The organism is Archangium gephyra (assembly GCF_049060025.1).
GTDB classification, from domain to species: domain Bacteria; phylum Myxococcota; class Myxococcia; order Myxococcales; family Myxococcaceae; genus Archangium; species Archangium gephyra_A.
In genome coordinates, this window is the sequence record NZ_JBMEQQ010000002.1 from 10,629,461 (window position 1) to 10,644,586 (window position 15,126).

Consider the following 15,126-nt stretch of genomic DNA (forward strand, 5'->3'; position numbering starts at 1 on the left):
ACCGGAACGCCGGAGGCCCTGCCGCGGCGCCGTGAGGGGGGGCGCCGGGGCAGGGCCTCCTTTTTCTTCACGGGCGCTTGTTCGCGGGCGCGCCGGGCTCGGGGATGGCCAGGTCCTCGGACGAGTAGTACGCGATGACCTGCTGCCGGTACTCGGGCCGCGAGTACACGTCCGGGCGGGGCCGCTCGATGGTGTCCAGGAGGACCGCGGCGGTCTCCTCGACGGACTGCGCGCCGGGAATCTTGCGCGAGTCCATGCCGCCGCCGAGCGCATTCACGCCGAATTCGGTGGCCACCACGCCGGGCAGGAACGCGGTGACGTGGATGCCCGGGTAGCGCTCGCGCAGCTCCTGGCGCAGGTTGGCCGTGAGCGCGTTGAGCGCGTGCTTGGCCGCGTTGTAGGCCGAGCGTACGGGGACGTACGGCACCCGCCCCAGCATGGACGAGACGTTGATGATGTGCCCGCGCCCGCGCGACTGGAAATGCGGCAGCACGGCCTGCATGCCGTAGAGGGCGGACTTGACGTTGACGCGCATCATCTCGTCGAAGTCCTCGTCGGTGAGCTCGGAGACGAGCTTGCTGATGCCGCGGCCCGCGTTGTTCACCCAGACATCCACCTGGCCGAAGCGGGCGAGCGCCGCGTCCATGATTCGCCGCACGTCCTCACGCCGCGAGACATCGGCGGCGACCGGGAGGGCCTCGGCGCCCACGCGAGCCGCCACCTGACGCAGCTCGGGCTCGCGCCGCGCGGCGAGCACCACCTTCCAGCCCTTCTTGCCCGCCAGCTCCGCCAGGGCGGCCCCGATGCCCGCGCTCGCCCCGGTGATCACCACCACTTTGTCGTCCATGAACGTCTCCTGAGGTTTCCCGGTTCGCGGTGCTGTCTACCGGACGCACCCCGTCCAGGCGAGCGCTTCGGGGCGGGCTCTTTCACCCACCGTACTGGGTAGGAGGAACATGCCTGCCGGAGCCGGCTCGGTTAGAGTCGGGGCGTGCGAATCCGAAACTGGCCAGTCCTTCCCCTGCTCGCCGCCTCCGTCCTGCTCACCGCCGCCGCGCCCGCCCCGGACGCGCGCGTGACGCTGCTGGACGCCATGGCGGAGGAGCTTCAGCGCAACCAGAAGCAGCTCAAGCTGCAGAACCACGAGCCTCCGTACTTCATGAGCTACCAGCTCAAGGAGGGGGAGCAGCACGGCATCGTCGCCCGGTACGGGGCGATCTTCCTGGATGACTCGTTCCGCGAGCGCAAACTGTACGTGGACGTGCGGGTGGGCTCGTACGACTTCGACAACTCGGGCCCCGAGGAATACGACTTCTTCGGCGGCGGCAAGGGCTCCAGCTACGTCGCCCACAAGGACGCCCCCATCGACGACTCGCCCCTGGCGCTGCGCACCTCGCTGTGGCTGGTGACGGACGAGAAGTACAAGGCGGCGCTTTCCCAGTTCCTCAAGAAGAAGGCCGATAACGTCTACGCGGTGGAGGATCCGAAGCAGGCGGCGTCCTTCTCCAAGGAGAAGGCGGCGACGTACGTGCAGCCGGCGGTGGCCTTCCCGTTCGACCATGACCGCTGGGTCCGGGTGGCGCGCGAGGTGTCGGCGCGTTTCAAGGCACACCCCGAGATCTTCGACTCGGAGGTGCGGGTGACGGCGGACAAGCAGAGGCGCCTGTTCGTGTCGAGCGAGGGCAGCCGCATCGTGACGGAAGAGACGATGTACGGGCTGCACGTGATGGCGGTGACGCGGGCGGAGGACGGGCAGTTGCTGGACAACTCGCGCAACTACTACGCGCCCACCGAGGCGGGGCTGCCGGACGACAAGAAGCTGTCCGAGGCCACCGCCAAGGTCATCGAGGAGCTGCTGGCGCTGCGCAAGGCGCCGGCGATCGATCCGTACACGGGGCCGGCGATCCTGGCGGCGGAGGCCTCGGGGGTGCTCTTCCACGAGACGATGGGGCACCGGCTGGAGGGAGACCGGCAGGATGGGGAAGGGGAGGGGAAGACGTTCCGGGGCCAGGTGGGCAAGCAGGTGCTGCCGCCGTTCATCAGCATCGTGGATGACCCGACGGTGCGCAGGCTGCGGGATGAGCCGCTCAACGGCTACTACGAGTACGACGAGGAGGGGGTGAAGGGGCAGCGGACGGTGCTGGTGGAGAAGGGCGTGCTGAAGGGCTACCTGCTGTCGAGGCGGCCGGTGGAGGGCTTCATGCAGTCCAACGGGCACGGGCGCAGCCAGGGCACGCGCAAGCCGGTGGCGCGCATGGCCAACCTGATCATCGAGTCGACGAAGCAGGTGGAGGACGCGGAGCTGAAGAAGCAGCTCATCGCCGAGGCGAAGCGGCAGGGCAAGCCGTACGGGCTGATCATCCGGGACATCACGGGTGGCAACACGAACACCTCGAGCTACGGCTACCAGGCGTTCAAGGGCGTGCCGCGGATGGTGTACCGGGTGGACGTGAAGACGGGGCAGGAGTCGCTGGTGCGCGGAGTGGAGATCGTGGGCACGCCGCTGTCGTCGATGAACCGGATCATGGCGACGGGCCGCAAGCAGGGCATCTTCAACGGCTACTGCGGAGCGGAGAGCGGGAACGTGCCGGTGTCCACGGTGGCGCCGCCGGTGCTGCTGCAGGAGATCGAGCTGCAGCGCACGGTGGAGGGCAAGGACCGGCCCCCCATCCTGCTGAGCCCGACGGAAGGCACCACCGCCAACGGCGACGTGAAGTAGGGCCAAGGGGAGACAGGTTCAAAGCCTGTCTCCCGAACCGGAGGGTATCCGCCACCAGGGTTGCTCAGGGGACGGCGCAACGCCGCCCCCACTGTCTGGCGGACGTGATCGAGTGGCTGCCGTGCTGCCCTGGGGCCTCCGCCGGCCCGAGCTTCGCCTGCCGGGCCCTTGCGCACCCCCACTCAAGATCAACTGCTGGGTTTGTCCCGCTTGCTTGCGCTCTGCCTATCAGTAGCGGCACGCTCCGTGCTTGGTCGGCTGCGCTTGGTCGGCGGCGCCGGGCGGGGTTTCCCTGACTGCCCCGCCTCATCGTCGGCAAGGTCCAGGGCCCAAGTGCCCTCTTCCCACCGCTTCAAGGCTTCGGAAGCGCCGAACGGAACCAACCCTTGCCCTTTTGCCGCCTCTTTCAAAACTGCTTTAGCCTCAGCCGTCCGGTGGCGGAGCAGGAACACGGCAGCCATTACCCGCACGTCCATGCGAGGATGTGAGAACAACACCGTGAGCGCATCGCGCCCGACATCTCCGTGAGAGCGGAGTTGCATGAAAGCGGCAAGAGCTTTTTTTGCATGTTTGTTTCCGGTCCTCGCGTCCCCCTTGAAAATCTCCTCATTCTGGGCCTGTACGTGATAAGCAAATTCTTCAACGAGCTTTTCGAGACTCTTCACCATATCCCACTCTGCACGTTCTTGATTGCAAGCAAGCCAAACGCCCGCTGCGCTTCGTAAGACTGACTGCTTAGCCACTTCCGAACGGTCAGCGTGGACGAGCCGGTAATGTCATAGCGAATCGAAGAGTAGAGGCGGCTCACATCGGTGTGAAGAGTCTTGTCTAGCGCAATGATGTTCTCGGTGTTTTGTAGGGCGTTGCCCCCGAACCGCTTCACGTTGCCTTTAGTCTGCTCCACGATGTGATGCCATTCCTTTCCGGGGCCCGCCTTTCCCATAGCCGACTTGAAGCCACCAAACGACCCCCACGCCCTGTGTCCGTTCGGCAGGAGATTACCCCGACTCGGGGCAGGACTCCCAGCGGCAACGCCCCGGGCAGCCATGGCCACGGCATGAGGCGCCAACACCACGCGGAGCGTCCCCTCTGGCACAGAGACAATAAGGCGCTCGGCTCCGGTTGCAGTCTCCAGCAGGCCCAACCCGGTACGAGTCGCGACTCTCTCCGACGCTTGCGTAAATCCGGGGAGCTTTGGGGCCTTGGAAGCAAGGGCCACCGTTTCACCAATGGCCGCCGTCCCCACGATGACGAGAATCCGCACACTGTTGGGGCCGATGACACGCCCGAAACGCTTGCCAATCTCGCGCAGCTCCGCAAAAGTAGAGGCCCGGGGTGCATCCTCGTAAAGCTGCGCATAGGCCCGCAGCAGGTCGAAGAATTCGTAACCAAGATAGCCCCACAGGGCGGCGCTAAACACCAGGGCCGCGCCCTTCGTTATTGGCTCGGGCACTGGCGCCAGCAGCAGCGCCATATAAGCCGTGATACTAATGCTCAGCATTGCGAGCATTCGCGTAGGGTCGAGCATGGCCCGCACTTCCGCGTTTACGCCTTCCAGGGCTGGCCCAACCGCCAGGATGAGCGCAAGACTTCGCTTGTCGTCATCCTGAATGCGGGGCCCGTCTTCAAACAGCGTCAGGCAATCGCCTGGAGTGCCGCACCGCTCACAAAAATGCCCATAGGACCGGGCCAGGTCTGATTGCCACTCTTCGCCACTCAAGGGCGCGGAAGCCAACGCCAGCCTACGGCCGACATACAACGGGGGTCGGGACGCGGCCACCCGAAGCGGTATGTTGAGCCAAATCGTTGTCATGGCTGCCGAAAACTCGGCGTCACTCACCTGCACAGGCGCGAAGTCCGTGGGCAGCTTGGCAAAGAAAGCCTCTCCCTGCTGGCCCCCTCCCTCGGCTTCCGGTTCCAGCGCCCACGGCTCGGGCGAATCATGCGGCACCGGCGGATGGTAACGGGAAGCCGTCAAGCCTCTCCTCATGGGGGCCTCCGTGGCGCACGCTGTCACCAGCATCAGCGCCGCCAGGGCAAGCGCACCCGCGCGCAGGGGCCGCCGTGTGTCCACGGGGCGAGTATCGACAGAATGCCTAGACATTGCCGCACCTCTCCGGGCGAGCCGCCCGAGCTGGAGCCAAATCCGTTGATCACAGAGAGCGGCTGACAGCCGGGTCAAGCCGTAGGGTCTGTGAGGTGCTGTACTCGCGCGCCGGGGCTTGCTTCCCAGGCGGGAACGTGACGTTCCCGAGGGGGACGGTGTGGGGCCCCTGCGCTTCCCAAAAAGCAGGACTCGTGGAAGCGGCGGGAATCGAAGCCGCCGCCCGGTGGGGGAGAGAAGGTGGGTTCCTGGAGTGGGCAGGGTATCGGAATGATCTCTTTTCGACACAACCCGTTAATCCCATGCTACCCAGCAATTCTTGATTTATGAATTTATGAGAAGATGCGGTCTGCCTTGAGGTCACAGGAGCCGCATCATGTCTCTCCCTGAGCAAGCGGAAGTACCCACGCGTCCCCGCGGTACCCCCGGCTGGATAGGCCTGGCCTGGGTGGCCGTGCTGTCGGTGGTGGCGTGGCACCACATCCCCAGGGCCCACGCCAATCACACGCACACGGGCGGGACCCAGCTTCACATCGCCACGATTCACGGCAACAACGGGACGAGCACCAGCCCGGGAGACCAGGACGAGCAGTACTGCGTCCAGTCGCGGACCGCGAGCATCGACGGCACGCGGATGGCCAACTTCATCGAGGAGACGCTCGCCAAGCTGAGCACCATCTGGGACGGCACCGCCAACTGGCGCGTCGATCTGTGGCGCGCCTCGAAGTTCTGCTTCGACTACGACTCGGCCACGCGCGCCACCATCGAGTACGAGTACCACATCAAGGACGACTGGAACGAGGTCTCGCTCTGCGGCAGCTATTATAGCTGCGTGGTGTTCGATAACGCCGTCTACGACGGGTATCACACCCACTACAAGTGGGGGTATTCGTATCTCCAGACGGAGCACGTCAACGGCTACGACATCCGCGCGCGCAAGTTCATCAACCACGAGACCGGCCACATCCTGGGCCTCAGGGACCCGAACTACTACGGGCACTGCATGAACAGCGTCATGCACAACGACCTGTACTCGAGCATGGGTTGCACCGACCCGGTCTGGTACCCGACGGCCAATGACAAGAACTCGGTCACGCGGATCGCGGACCGCGCCAACACGTGGTGAGAGGGATGAAAGCCATGAGCAAGTTCGCACGGCGGGAAGTGGCCCACGTGGTGGCGATGGTGGGCATGCTGTTCATCGGAGTCCGATGCGCGGGAATGGAGGAGGTGGAGTCAGAACATCCCCACCTGATGCTCGACAACGCGTTGCTGGTGGGCGAGCGCACCGGCCTGCAGGTGTGCGTGGAGCTGGCGCCGGCCCTGAGGGAGCGGAGCGGGGAGTTGCTGGGCGCCCTGAAGTCGGACCTGGCGCTGCTCAGGGAGCGCCACCCGCTGTGGGAGAAGTCGGGCTTCGGCCAGGCGCCGGTGCGCGTGCAGCTCGGGTGCCCGGGCGCGGCGATGCCCTCGGCGCGGCTGGAGAGCAAGGGCGCGCTGGTGGGCCCCGGGTTGAGCGAGCGCCCCAGCCCCTTCCGCACCTTCCTCTACGTGCTGGATGACGCGCGGGCCCAGGAGGTGCTCGGCAAGGAGCAGCCGCTGCGCGCCCGGGCCGAGCTGATGAAGGTGGAGGACCACGTCCTCGCGGAGGTCTCCACCGCGCTCGTCATTCGCGCCTCGGACCTCGGGACGCCCTCCTTCCAGGAGACGTGGCTGCCCACGGGCGTGGGGCTGCCGCCCCTGCGCGAGCCCGCCGCCGTTCCCCCCGCGGACTTCGTGCCGAAGTTCTCCGGTGGCTCCGGCGTGAGCCAGTAGGCCCGGCGAGCATCGGACGTGAACAGCCCGGGAGCGGACCGCTCAGCGTCTGCTCCCGGGGTCGGCATGCTCCAGCCCGTCCATCAGGTGCCGGTGCGCGCCAGGTCCATTCCGTTCTTGCCGTGCAGGCGCTGGAGGTACTCGTAGTGGCTCGGCAGGCGCGCGAGGAGATCCTGCTGCTTGAGCTTGATGTTCTGGAAGGCCTCTTCCGCGCGGGCCATGGCCGAGGGCCGGTAGCGCAGCGTGGCCAGCGGCTGCTCCGGCATCCAGCCCATGCCGGCGAGGACGCAGTAGTAGCTGCTGTTCGTCCAGAAGTTGCGGAACTCGGTCTCGAAGTTCCCGTAGTACGCCTCTTCACCCGCCACGGGCATGTTGACCGTCAGGCCCGCCTTCCACGTCTGCAGCTTGTCCTGGAGGTTGTCGGACAGCTTCAGGTCATGCTTGTTGGCCAGCCAGAAGGGCGAGTCATCCCGTGACGACGTGAGGAAGTGCGCCTGGAGGAAGTCGCGCGAGTCATCGAACATGTACTCGATTTCCCGGTTGAAGCGATCGATGAGCACCGGGTTGAAGTTCTTGTCCGGGAAGTGCTTGGCGAGCTGGTAGATGGCCGCGGAGATGAAATAGATGCCCGAGGACTCCAGCGGCTCGAGGAAGCAGGACGACAGCCCGATGCTGACGCAGTTCTTCACCCAGGAGCGGCGGTTGCGGCCCACCCGGAAGCGGATGCGGTTGAACGGCGTCTTGTCCGGATCGATGCCCCAGTGCGCGGTGAACTCGCGGATGGCCTCGTCCTGGGAGCAGAAGCGGCTCGAGTACACGTAGCCCGTCCCGAAGCGTCCCAGCATGGGCGTCTTCCAGATCCACCCGTGCCGCTTGGCGATGGCGGACGTGTAGGGCTCGATGCCGAAGCGCGCGTCGTCATGCTGGATGGGCGTGGCCACCGCGCTGTCGCACAGCAGGTGGTCGCTCATGTCGATGAACGGCTCGCCCATGGCCTGGTTCATGAGCAGGCTCCGGAAGCCGCTGCAGTCGACGAAGAGGTCCGCCTCCAGGACCCGGCCCTTGCGGGTGCGCAGCGCGCGGATGCTGCCATCCGGGTGCTTCTCGACGCTCTCCAGCTCGTCCACCACGTGCTGCACGCCCCATTTGATGGCGATGCGCCGCAGGTAGTCCGCCACCAGGTTCGCGTCGAAGTGCCACGCGTAGTTGACGGCGCGGCTCCCGTCCCGGAAACGCGGGGCGAGGTTGGCGTCCATCACGGAGGGCTCGCGGTAGCACGCGTAATCCACGGCCTCGTCGGGCACCTGCCGCCCCTCGTTGCGCAGCACCCAGTAGTGGGACAGGGGGATGTTGTCCACGTTCGGGATGAGGCCGAACGAGTGGTAGAAGTGGTTGTCCGGCGCTCCCGGCTCCTTCTTGCGCCAGTTGATGAACTTCACCGCCAGCTTGAAGGCGGCGTTGCACTCGCGCATCCACTCGTCCTCGGGGATGCCGAGATGATCGAAGAAGACGCGCTGCAGGTTGGGGATCGTCGCCTCGCCCACGCCAATCTTCGGAATGGAGTCCGCCTCCATCAACGTGATGCGGACCGTCCCTTCGAAGGTCTTTTGCAGATAGGACGCCGTCATCCACCCCGCGGTGCCCCCTCCCAGAATCACGACGTCTCGAATGGCGTTGTCCATGGCTGTCCCCTGTAAGTTCGCTTTATGGACTTATGAGCGATTTTCGCGTGTTACTGCAATGTGCGAGACCTGGGTTAAATGCTTTGCCCCTCCAAAGCATCCACACCCACCACAATGCTTTGTCTCGCCAAAGTATCCGCGGGGCCGGGTGCTACTTGCCGCGTTCGCCCTGCTCCGCCTGGAGCTCGGTGGCGAGGCGCTGGAGGACCGCGCGCGTCGCCTGGAGCTCGGCGGGCGTGCTGCCGGCGACCACACGCTCGATCACCGCGTCCACCGTGCCCATGGACTCGCTGAGCAACGCCATCCCCGCGGGAGTGGGGTGGAAGCGGGCGCGCCGTGCGTCGTCCGGATCCTCGCGCCGCTCCAGCAGGTTCTTGGAGACGAGCTGCTTGAAGACCCCGCTGAGGGTGCTGGGGTGGAGCTGCAACATCTCCGCGAGCTTGCTGGCCGAGATGCCGGGGAACAGCGACACATAACGCAGCACGGCACGGTGCGAACCGACGATGCCCAGGTTCTCCTGCATCCGCTGCGACAGCTTGTTGAGATCGTGCTCGATGGTCCACATCAAGCGCAGCAGATCCAGCACCTCTCCGGGGCGCTCGCCCTGGAGCGCGGCAATGGCACTGAAGAGGGGAGAGGAGGCGTCAGCGGGGGGATGCGCCATGGCGCTCCATCCTAGGAGACCGCTGATGCAACCGGGAAGACCCCGAGGTGGCCCACCACTGCGCATGCTCCCTTGACCGGTATGCGGATGGACCCAGCGCTCACGAACGATTATCTTCACCTTCCGCTGCGTGGGTTCCCACGGCCAGCATCGCGCCGTTGAACGCGCGCCGGACGCCCGAGAGATCAAACGTGAGTCAGCACCTGCCCCGCTGGGTCTTGCCCGGAGCGGTCATCACCGTTCTGTTGTTGTCATGGAGCCTCGCCGTGCACTTCGGGCACGCGCCGCTGATGCCCTCGCCGTGGCAGGTCGTCGTGGCGTTGGGGCAACTCGCGGCGGATGGCCGGTTGGTGCGCTTCACGGTGGCCTCGCTCTTCCGTGTGAGCTGGGGGCTGTTGATGGCGGTGGTGATCGCCATCCCCTTCGGGCTGTGGCTGGGCTGGTCCCACCGCGCCGAACGGGCCCTGGGACCGGCGCTTCAGCTCCTGCGCCCCATCAGCTCGTTGGCGTGGACGCCGTTGGCCATCCTCTGGTTCGGCGTGGGGGACCTGTCCGCGGTCTTCATCATCTTCATGGCGTGTTTCGGGCCCCTGGTGGTCACGGCACTCAATGGGGTGCGCAAGGTGCCCTCGGTCCACCTCCAGGCGGGCCGCAATTTCGGTTTGAGCACCGCGCAGCTGCTACGCCGTGTCGTCGTCCCCTCCGTGGTGCCTCAGTTGCTCACCGGCCTGCGGCAGACGTTGGGGGTGGCGTGGATGGTGGTGGTGATGGCGGAGATGATGGCCGTCAACTCGGGCCTGGGTTTCCTCATCCTCGATGCGAGGAACGCGGGCAACCGGTACGACCTGGTCGTGGCGGGGATGGTGCTCATCGGCCTGGTGGGGCTCGGGCTGGATGGGTTGTTGCGGCGGGTGGAGCGGCTGCCCGGACTGAGTTGGGGCTTCCCCACCGCGCGCCCCTCCGCCGCTCCCGCGGTGGCACGCCTTCGCCTTTTGAGGAATCCCTGAGATGAAGACCGCCGAAGCCTTCAAGAAGCTCCCCGCGGAGGCCTCCGCTCCGCGCCCCATGGCCCTGACGGTCCGCGGCCTCCAGGTGCGCTTCAGCACGCCCACCCGGGAGCTGACGGTGCTGGAGGGCGTGGACCTGGATGTCTACGAGGGCGAGTTCGTCTGTCTGCTCGGCCCCTCCGGCTGTGGCAAGTCCACGCTCCTCAACGTCATTGGAGGCTTCCTCCAGCCCTCCGCCGGAGAGGTGCGCATCCAGGGCGAGCTGGTGCGCGGCCCGGACCCTCGCCGCATCTTCGTCTTCCAGGAGCGCGGCGTGTTCCCCTGGCTGACGGTGGAGGGCAACATCGGCTTCGGGTTGCACCGGATGCCCGAGGCCGGGCGGCGCGAGCGCGTGGCGCACTACGTGAAGATGGTGGGGCTGAGCGGCTTCGAGCAGGCCTGGCCGCACGAGCTGTCCGGCGGCATGAAGCAGCGCGTGGAGGTGGCCCGGGCGCTCGCGGCCAACCCCGAGGTGATGTACCTGGACGAGCCCTTCGGCGCGCTCGACTCCATCACGCGCCACTCCATGCGCTCGGAGCTGTTGCGCCTGTGGGAGTCGGAACGCAAGACGGTCGTCTTCGTCACGCACGACATCGAGGAGGCGCTCCAGCTCGCGGACCGGGTGGTGGTGATGTCCGCCAAGCCGGGCCGGGTGCGGCGCATCGTGGAGGTGGATGTTCCCCGTCCCCGGGACATCAGCTCGCCGCGCTACCTGGAGCTGCGTGACAGCCTGCTCGAGGAAATTGGCCTGGCGCACCGGATCTGACCCCATGGCACTCACGAGACGTCAGCTCGAAACGTTCCTCCTGCCGCTGGGCACGCTGGTGCTGCTGCTGGTGTTCTGGATAGGGGCGGTGCGCTGGACGGGCACGCGCATCTTTCCCACGCCGCAGGAGGTGCTCGAGGGCGCGGTGGGGATGGTGCGCAGCGGGCAACTGCTGCGGTACGCGGTGGACTCGCTCCTGCGCGTGGGCATGGGCTTCGGCCTGGCCGTGCTGGTGGGTCTGGGCCTGGGGATGGTGATGGGCCTGTACCCGGCGGTGGCCACGGGGCTCGGTCCGGTGGTGCAGTTCCTGCGGCCCATCAGCCCGCTGGCCTGGGTGCCCATCGCCATCCTGTTCTTCGGGGTGGGGGATGGAGCGGCCGTCTCGCTCATCTTCCTGGCCGCGTGCCTGCCGCTGGCCCTGCACACCACGGGCGCGGTGGCCGTGGTGCCCGCCATCTACCTCAATGCGGGCCGCAACTTCGGGCTCTCCCCGCCGCAGCTCTTCTTCCGCGTGCTGCTGCCGGCCGCCCTGCCGCAGCTCCTGGTGGGGCTGCGCGTCTCGCTGTGGGCGGCGTGGCAGGTGGTGGTGGCCGCGGAGATGATCGCCGTGGATTCGGGGCTCGGGTACATGATCGTGGATGCCCGCAACGCGGGAAAGCGCTACGACCTGGTGGTGGCGGGGATGATCCTCATCGGGAGCATCGGCCTGCTGTTGGACATGGGGATTCGCAGGATGGAGTCGCTGCGCCAGGTGCGCTGGGGCTTCCGCGAAGAGTGAGCAGTCCAGGTGGAGGGATGAAGATGACGAAGCAGACGAAGCGCGTGGTCCTGGCCGTGGCGGCGTGGCTGGTGGTGCTCTCCGGCCTGCACATGTGGCTCAACATGGACTGGTCGTCCCTGCGCAACGAGTGGCGCACGGAGGAGGAGCGCAAGCTCAACGTCGCCTACATCCCAGTCACCTGACACCTGGCCTGCCCGGTCACCGATTACATCGCCCGCAACACCCTGGATGACACCCTCTTCATTCCGAAGATGTTCCAGGGGTTCCCGGAGATCAAAGAGGCACTGATCTCCAACAGGATGCAGGCGGGGTTCCTGGTGGCCCCCATGGCCTTGGCCCTGCGGTCGCAGGGCGTACCGATCAAGATTGTGTACCTGGGGCATCGCTACGGGAGCGCCGTGGTGGTGCGCAAGGATGGGCCCATCACGTCCGTGATGGGGCTGGCGGGCCGTACCATCGCCATCCCCAGCCGGTTCTCGGACGAGCGGCTCATCGTGCTCAAGGCGCTCAAACAGCACGGCCTGAAGCCCTCGGCGGTGAAGATGGTGGAGATGTCCCCACCGGATGTGGCGGGGGCGCTGGCGGCGGGAGCCATCGATGGCTTCTCCATGGGAGAGCCGTACCCCTCGCAGGCGGAGCTCGGCGGCTTCGGACGCGTGCTCTTCCCCGCGCGGGAGTATTGGCCGGACTACATGTCCTGCGTGCTGGTGGTGCGGGATGACGTCATCGAGAAGCGGCCGCAGGCGGTGCAGGTGCTGGTGGACGGCATCGCGCGCTCGGGCATGTGGCTGGACCAGGGCCGCGAGGAGCGCGAGTACGCGGCCGAGTTCGTGGGGCGCTACTACTACAGCCAGCCGCCCGCGCTGCTGCGCCATGCGCTGCTCGAGCCCATGGACCGCGTGATGTACACGCCCCTGTCTCCGCGCCAGGAGGACTTCGAGCTGGTGCAGGACTTGATGATGGAGCACGGCCTGCTCGAGCGGCGCATGCCCTTCGAGGAGTACGTGGACATCCGTTTCGCGGAGAAGGCGCAGCACCAGACGGCGTGGAAGTACGCGCCGTGGCTGCTGGACGACTGACCGGAGCCGCCGGGCCCCGGTCCGTCTCAACCCCGGGCAGGCCGGTTCGTCGCCCAGGCGACGCGCATCACCTCGTCCCGAGTCAGGGAGAGGGACATCCCCGTCACAAGGAGTATGCAGGCACGTTCGCGGCACCCCGCAGGAGGTCGTCTTGACGTTCGGCTCGCCAGAGGAGCTGGAACAGCGCCTGAGCCTGATCCCCTCGGGTGATATGGCGCGAGGCTTCGTCTTCACCACCACGCTGGAGGCGGTGCGGAGCGAAGCGGACGAGGCGGTGCTGAAGCGCTGCGTCGAGGCCGCCGGGCAGGACGCTTTTCTTCCCTTCTTCAACTACCCCATGAGCGCCCTGCTGCGGCTGCTCTACACCGGGGCCTGGGAGCTGAGCGGAAAGTACGGCGGCTTCGAAAAGGCGATGTGGCACCTGGGCGCCAGCTCGGCGCCGGGTTTCTTGCGCTCCACCGTGGGGCGGATGCTGCTGGCCATGTCGGGCATGGACGTGAAGCGGCTCGTCGAGGGCATCCCGGTGGCCTACCCGGTCATCTATGACCACGGCACCTGCACGCTGAGCTGGACGGGAGAGCGGAGCGGCCGGCTCCACCTCCAGGGCAACCTGCTTCCGCCTCCCTTCATGGAGGGCGCGGTGTTGCATGTGTGCCAGGCCGTCCACCCCTCGGGGGTCACCGTTCAGGTGCGGCGCGTGGCGCCCCGGGAGAACGTGCTGACGGTCTCCTGGGAGTGAGTGCCCTCGCCGTGAGGGTCACCCCGGACGCGGAGAGGCCCTGCTCGCGCGCCCCTCCCGGACGGCCCTGACGAGGGTGCTCGCGGCCACCTCGCAGTCATCCGCGGAGCAGATGGCGGAGACCACGGAGACGCCATCCGCCCCCGCGGCGATGACGGCCGCGGCGTTGGCGGCGGTGATGCCACCGATGGCCACGATGGGGACGGGCAACAGGCGCCGCAGCCGGGCGAGCTCCTCCAGCCCGAGCGCCGGGGTGGCATCCGCCTTGGAGCCCGTGGGGAAGATGGGACCCACACCCGCGTAGTCCACCACCGCCGGGTCCAGCGTGGGCAGGTCCGCGGGCCCGGTGATGGACAGGCCCACCAGCGCCTTGGGGCCCAACAGCCGTCTGGCCACTTCGGGCGGCAGGTCTCCCTGGCCCACGTGGACTCCGTCCGCCCCCAGCGCCAGTGCCAGGTCCACCCGGTCATTGACGATGAGCGGCACCCCGAGCGGTCGCAGCCGTTCGAGCAGGGCCCGGCCCAGCTCCAGCGTCTCGCGCGCCGAGGACTCCTTCTCGCGCAACTGCACCACGGTGGCCCCGCCGCGCACCGCGGCGAGTACCACCTCCACCAGCTCGCGCCCACGCGCCAGCAGGCGGTCGGTGACGAGGTAGACGGACAGGTCGGGCACGGGGCGGGACATGGCGGGAGTCTCCTCAGCGCACGCGGGAGCGGGCTCGCACGGTGGCTTCGTCCAGGGTGTAGAGCGCGTCCAGCAGGTGGAGCTGCAACGAGCCCGGTCCCTTGGACTGCTCGGCGGCGAGCTCCCCGGCCAGACCCAGCACGGCGAGGGCGCGCGCGGCGGCCAGCACCGCATCGGGCTCCACCGCCAGGAAGGCGCCCACGAGCGCGGACGCCGTGCACCCCATGCCCGTCACCCGGGACATGAGCGGGTGGCCGTTGTCCACCGCCAGCACGCGGGAGCCGTCCGTGACGTAGTCCGTCTTGCCCGTGACGGCCACCACGGTGCCCAGGTTGGAGGCCAGCCGCCGTGCCGCCTCGAGCGAAGCCTCGGAGGATTGGGTGCTGTCCACCCCGCGCGTGGCACCCGCCTCGCCCGCCACCGCGAGCACCTCCGAGGCGTTGCCGCGGATGACGGCCGGAGCCTGCCGCGCCAGCTCGGCGGCGGTGGTGGTGCGGTAGCGCGTGGCCCCGGCGCCCACCGGATCCAACACCCAGGGCACCCGTGACTGGCGCGCGGAGTGGATGGCCAGCCGCATGCCCTCCACCCAGTCCGGCGAGAGGGTACCGATGTTCACCACCAGCGCCTGCGAAATGGCGGCGAAGTCGGCCACCTCCTCCCGCGCATGCACCATGGCGGGCGAGGCCCCCACGGCCAGCAGGGCGTTGGCCGTGTTGTTCATCACGACGTAGTTGGTGATGTTGTGCACGAGCGGCGAGCGCTCCCGCACTGCCTTCAGCGATTCCCACACCCCATCGATCAACGGCTTCGGCATGACTGGGGTGATAACCCAACCGCCTGCCGGAATCCCATGACTGTTGGGGGATGAGCAGCCCGCTTGGGGAGCGCCCGCGTCAACGCGAGCTCCCGCTCGGTCTGGGGATCATCGCCGGAGCCGGTGATCAGCACCTGGTAGCCCTCGCGCCGCCGTTCAGCACAGAACTGGCCGTGGTCCGTGAGACACCCGCCAGCCGGGCGATGTCCGCTAGTGTCATGGCGACCTCCTGAAGC

The 15,126-nt window shown here is 67.4% G+C and carries 17 protein-coding genes; 9 read left to right on the forward strand and 8 right to left on the reverse strand.

Annotated elements, in window-relative coordinates; genetic code table 11:
• Positions 1–67: 67 nt before the first annotated feature.
• Entirely contained in the window at positions 68–847 is a 780-nt protein-coding gene (locus ACN28I_RS46480; RefSeq protein ID WP_420948280.1) for an SDR family oxidoreductase, read from the reverse strand.
• Between the two features lie 144 nt (positions 848–991).
• Here ACN28I_RS46480 and ACN28I_RS46485 point away from each other — a divergent pair, with 144 nt between their 5' ends.
• Complete coding sequence (locus ACN28I_RS46485) at positions 992–2,719, forward strand: TldD/PmbA family protein (protein WP_420948281.1); 1,728 nt, start codon at positions 992–994, stop codon at positions 2,717–2,719.
• 188 nt (positions 2,720–2,907) lie between these two features.
• Here the strand turns inward: ACN28I_RS46485 and ACN28I_RS46490 are convergent, their stop codons facing one another.
• Together ACN28I_RS46490 and ACN28I_RS46495 are read right to left on the reverse strand one after the other, a co-directional pair.
• Complete coding sequence (locus ACN28I_RS46490; RefSeq protein WP_420948282.1) at positions 2,908–3,387, reverse strand: DUF2019 domain-containing protein; 480 nt, start codon at positions 3,385–3,387, stop codon at positions 2,908–2,910.
• Complete coding sequence (locus ACN28I_RS46495) at positions 3,381–4,697, reverse strand: hypothetical protein (protein ID WP_420948283.1); 1,317 nt, start codon at positions 4,695–4,697, stop codon at positions 3,381–3,383. Before ACN28I_RS46495 ends, ACN28I_RS46490 begins: the two co-directional genes overlap by 7 nt.
• A gap of 502 nt (positions 4,698–5,199) precedes the next feature.
• On the opposite strand from ACN28I_RS46495, the gene ACN28I_RS46500 reads away from it, so the two are divergent.
• Together ACN28I_RS46500 and ACN28I_RS46505 are read left to right on the forward strand one after the other, a co-directional pair.
• Positions 5,200–5,949, forward strand: a complete 750-nt coding sequence (locus ACN28I_RS46500) for a hypothetical protein (RefSeq protein ID WP_420948284.1) — start codon at positions 5,200–5,202, stop codon at positions 5,947–5,949.
• Positions 5,950–5,963: 14 nt separating this feature from the next.
• Positions 5,964–6,635, forward strand: coding sequence for a hypothetical protein (locus ACN28I_RS46505; RefSeq protein WP_420948285.1), 672 nt, complete (start codon positions 5,964–5,966; stop codon positions 6,633–6,635).
• A gap of 83 nt (positions 6,636–6,718) precedes the next feature.
• Here ACN28I_RS46505 and ACN28I_RS46510 read toward each other — a convergent pair whose 3' ends face one another.
• Together ACN28I_RS46510 and ACN28I_RS46515 are read right to left on the reverse strand one after the other, a co-directional pair.
• Positions 6,719–8,317, reverse strand: a complete 1,599-nt coding sequence (locus tag ACN28I_RS46510) for a tryptophan halogenase family protein (protein WP_420948286.1) — start codon at positions 8,315–8,317, stop codon at positions 6,719–6,721.
• A 151-nt stretch (positions 8,318–8,468) separates the two neighbouring features.
• A complete protein-coding gene (locus ACN28I_RS46515) occupies positions 8,469–8,981 on the reverse strand; it encodes a MarR family winged helix-turn-helix transcriptional regulator (RefSeq protein ID WP_420948287.1) in 513 nt (170 codons plus the stop codon).
• A gap of 191 nt (positions 8,982–9,172) precedes the next feature.
• Here ACN28I_RS46515 and ACN28I_RS46520 point away from each other — a divergent pair, with 191 nt between their 5' ends.
• From ACN28I_RS46520 to ACN28I_RS46545, 6 genes are all read left to right on the forward strand, one after another.
• Complete coding sequence (locus tag ACN28I_RS46520; RefSeq protein WP_420948288.1) at positions 9,173–9,988, forward strand: ABC transporter permease; 816 nt, start codon at positions 9,173–9,175, stop codon at positions 9,986–9,988.
• Position 9,989: 1 nt separating this feature from the next.
• A complete protein-coding gene (locus tag ACN28I_RS46525; RefSeq protein WP_420948289.1) occupies positions 9,990–10,793 on the forward strand; it encodes an ABC transporter ATP-binding protein in 804 nt (267 codons plus the stop codon).
• A 4-nt stretch (positions 10,794–10,797) separates the two neighbouring features.
• A complete protein-coding gene (locus tag ACN28I_RS46530) occupies positions 10,798–11,571 on the forward strand; it encodes an ABC transporter permease (protein ID WP_420948290.1) in 774 nt (257 codons plus the stop codon).
• 23 nt (positions 11,572–11,594) lie between these two features.
• On the forward strand, positions 11,595–11,756 hold the full coding sequence (locus tag ACN28I_RS46535; protein WP_420948291.1) for a hypothetical protein: 162 nt from the start codon (positions 11,595–11,597) through the stop codon (positions 11,754–11,756).
• Between the two features lie 3 nt (positions 11,757–11,759).
• Entirely contained in the window at positions 11,760–12,653 is an 894-nt protein-coding gene (locus ACN28I_RS46540) for an ABC transporter substrate-binding protein (protein ID WP_420948855.1), read from the forward strand.
• 151 nt (positions 12,654–12,804) lie between these two features.
• On the forward strand, positions 12,805–13,392 hold the full coding sequence (locus ACN28I_RS46545) for a TIGR02265 family protein (protein ID WP_420948292.1): 588 nt from the start codon (positions 12,805–12,807) through the stop codon (positions 13,390–13,392).
• Between the two features lie 18 nt (positions 13,393–13,410).
• Here the strand turns inward: ACN28I_RS46545 and thiE are convergent, their stop codons facing one another.
• The 3 genes from thiE to ACN28I_RS46560 all read right to left on the reverse strand — a co-directional run bounded on the left by thiE (position 13,411) and on the right by ACN28I_RS46560 (position 15,110).
• On the reverse strand, positions 13,411–14,076 hold the full coding sequence (gene thiE / locus ACN28I_RS46550; protein WP_420948293.1) for a thiamine phosphate synthase: 666 nt from the start codon (positions 14,074–14,076) through the stop codon (positions 13,411–13,413).
• Between the two features lie 13 nt (positions 14,077–14,089).
• On the reverse strand, positions 14,090–14,890 hold the full coding sequence (gene thiM, locus ACN28I_RS46555) for a hydroxyethylthiazole kinase (protein ID WP_420948294.1): 801 nt from the start codon (positions 14,888–14,890) through the stop codon (positions 14,090–14,092).
• Between the two features lie 127 nt (positions 14,891–15,017).
• Positions 15,018–15,110, reverse strand: a complete 93-nt coding sequence (locus tag ACN28I_RS46560; protein WP_420948295.1) for a LacI family DNA-binding transcriptional regulator — start codon at positions 15,108–15,110, stop codon at positions 15,018–15,020.
• Between the last annotated feature and the right edge of the window lie 16 nt (positions 15,111–15,126).

Coding starts and splice junctions, on each gene's coding strand:
- ACN28I_RS46480 (WP_420948280.1), bottom strand. CDS start 847: ATGGACGACAAAGTGGTGGTGATCACCGGGGCGAGCGCGGGCATCGGG.
- ACN28I_RS46490 (WP_420948282.1), bottom strand. CDS start 3,387: ATGGTGAAGAGTCTCGAAAAGCTCGTTGAAGAATTTGCTTATCACGTA.
- ACN28I_RS46500 (WP_420948284.1), top strand. CDS start 5,200: ATGTCTCTCCCTGAGCAAGCGGAAGTACCCACGCGTCCCCGCGGTACC.
- ACN28I_RS46505 (WP_420948285.1), top strand. CDS start 5,964: ATGAGCAAGTTCGCACGGCGGGAAGTGGCCCACGTGGTGGCGATGGTG.
- ACN28I_RS46510 (WP_420948286.1), bottom strand. CDS start 8,317: ATGGACAACGCCATTCGAGACGTCGTGATTCTGGGAGGGGGCACCGCG.
- ACN28I_RS46515 (WP_420948287.1), bottom strand. CDS start 8,981: ATGGCGCATCCCCCCGCTGACGCCTCCTCTCCCCTCTTCAGTGCCATT.
- ACN28I_RS46525 (WP_420948289.1), top strand. CDS start 9,990: ATGAAGACCGCCGAAGCCTTCAAGAAGCTCCCCGCGGAGGCCTCCGCT.
- ACN28I_RS46530 (WP_420948290.1), top strand. CDS start 10,798: ATGGCACTCACGAGACGTCAGCTCGAAACGTTCCTCCTGCCGCTGGGC.
- ACN28I_RS46535 (WP_420948291.1), top strand. CDS start 11,595: ATGACGAAGCAGACGAAGCGCGTGGTCCTGGCCGTGGCGGCGTGGCTG.
- thiE (WP_420948293.1), bottom strand. CDS start 14,076: ATGTCCCGCCCCGTGCCCGACCTGTCCGTCTACCTCGTCACCGACCGC.
- thiM (WP_420948294.1), bottom strand. CDS start 14,890: ATGCCGAAGCCGTTGATCGATGGGGTGTGGGAATCGCTGAAGGCAGTG.
- ACN28I_RS46560 (WP_420948295.1), bottom strand. CDS start 15,110: ATGACACTAGCGGACATCGCCCGGCTGGCGGGTGTCTCACGGACCACG.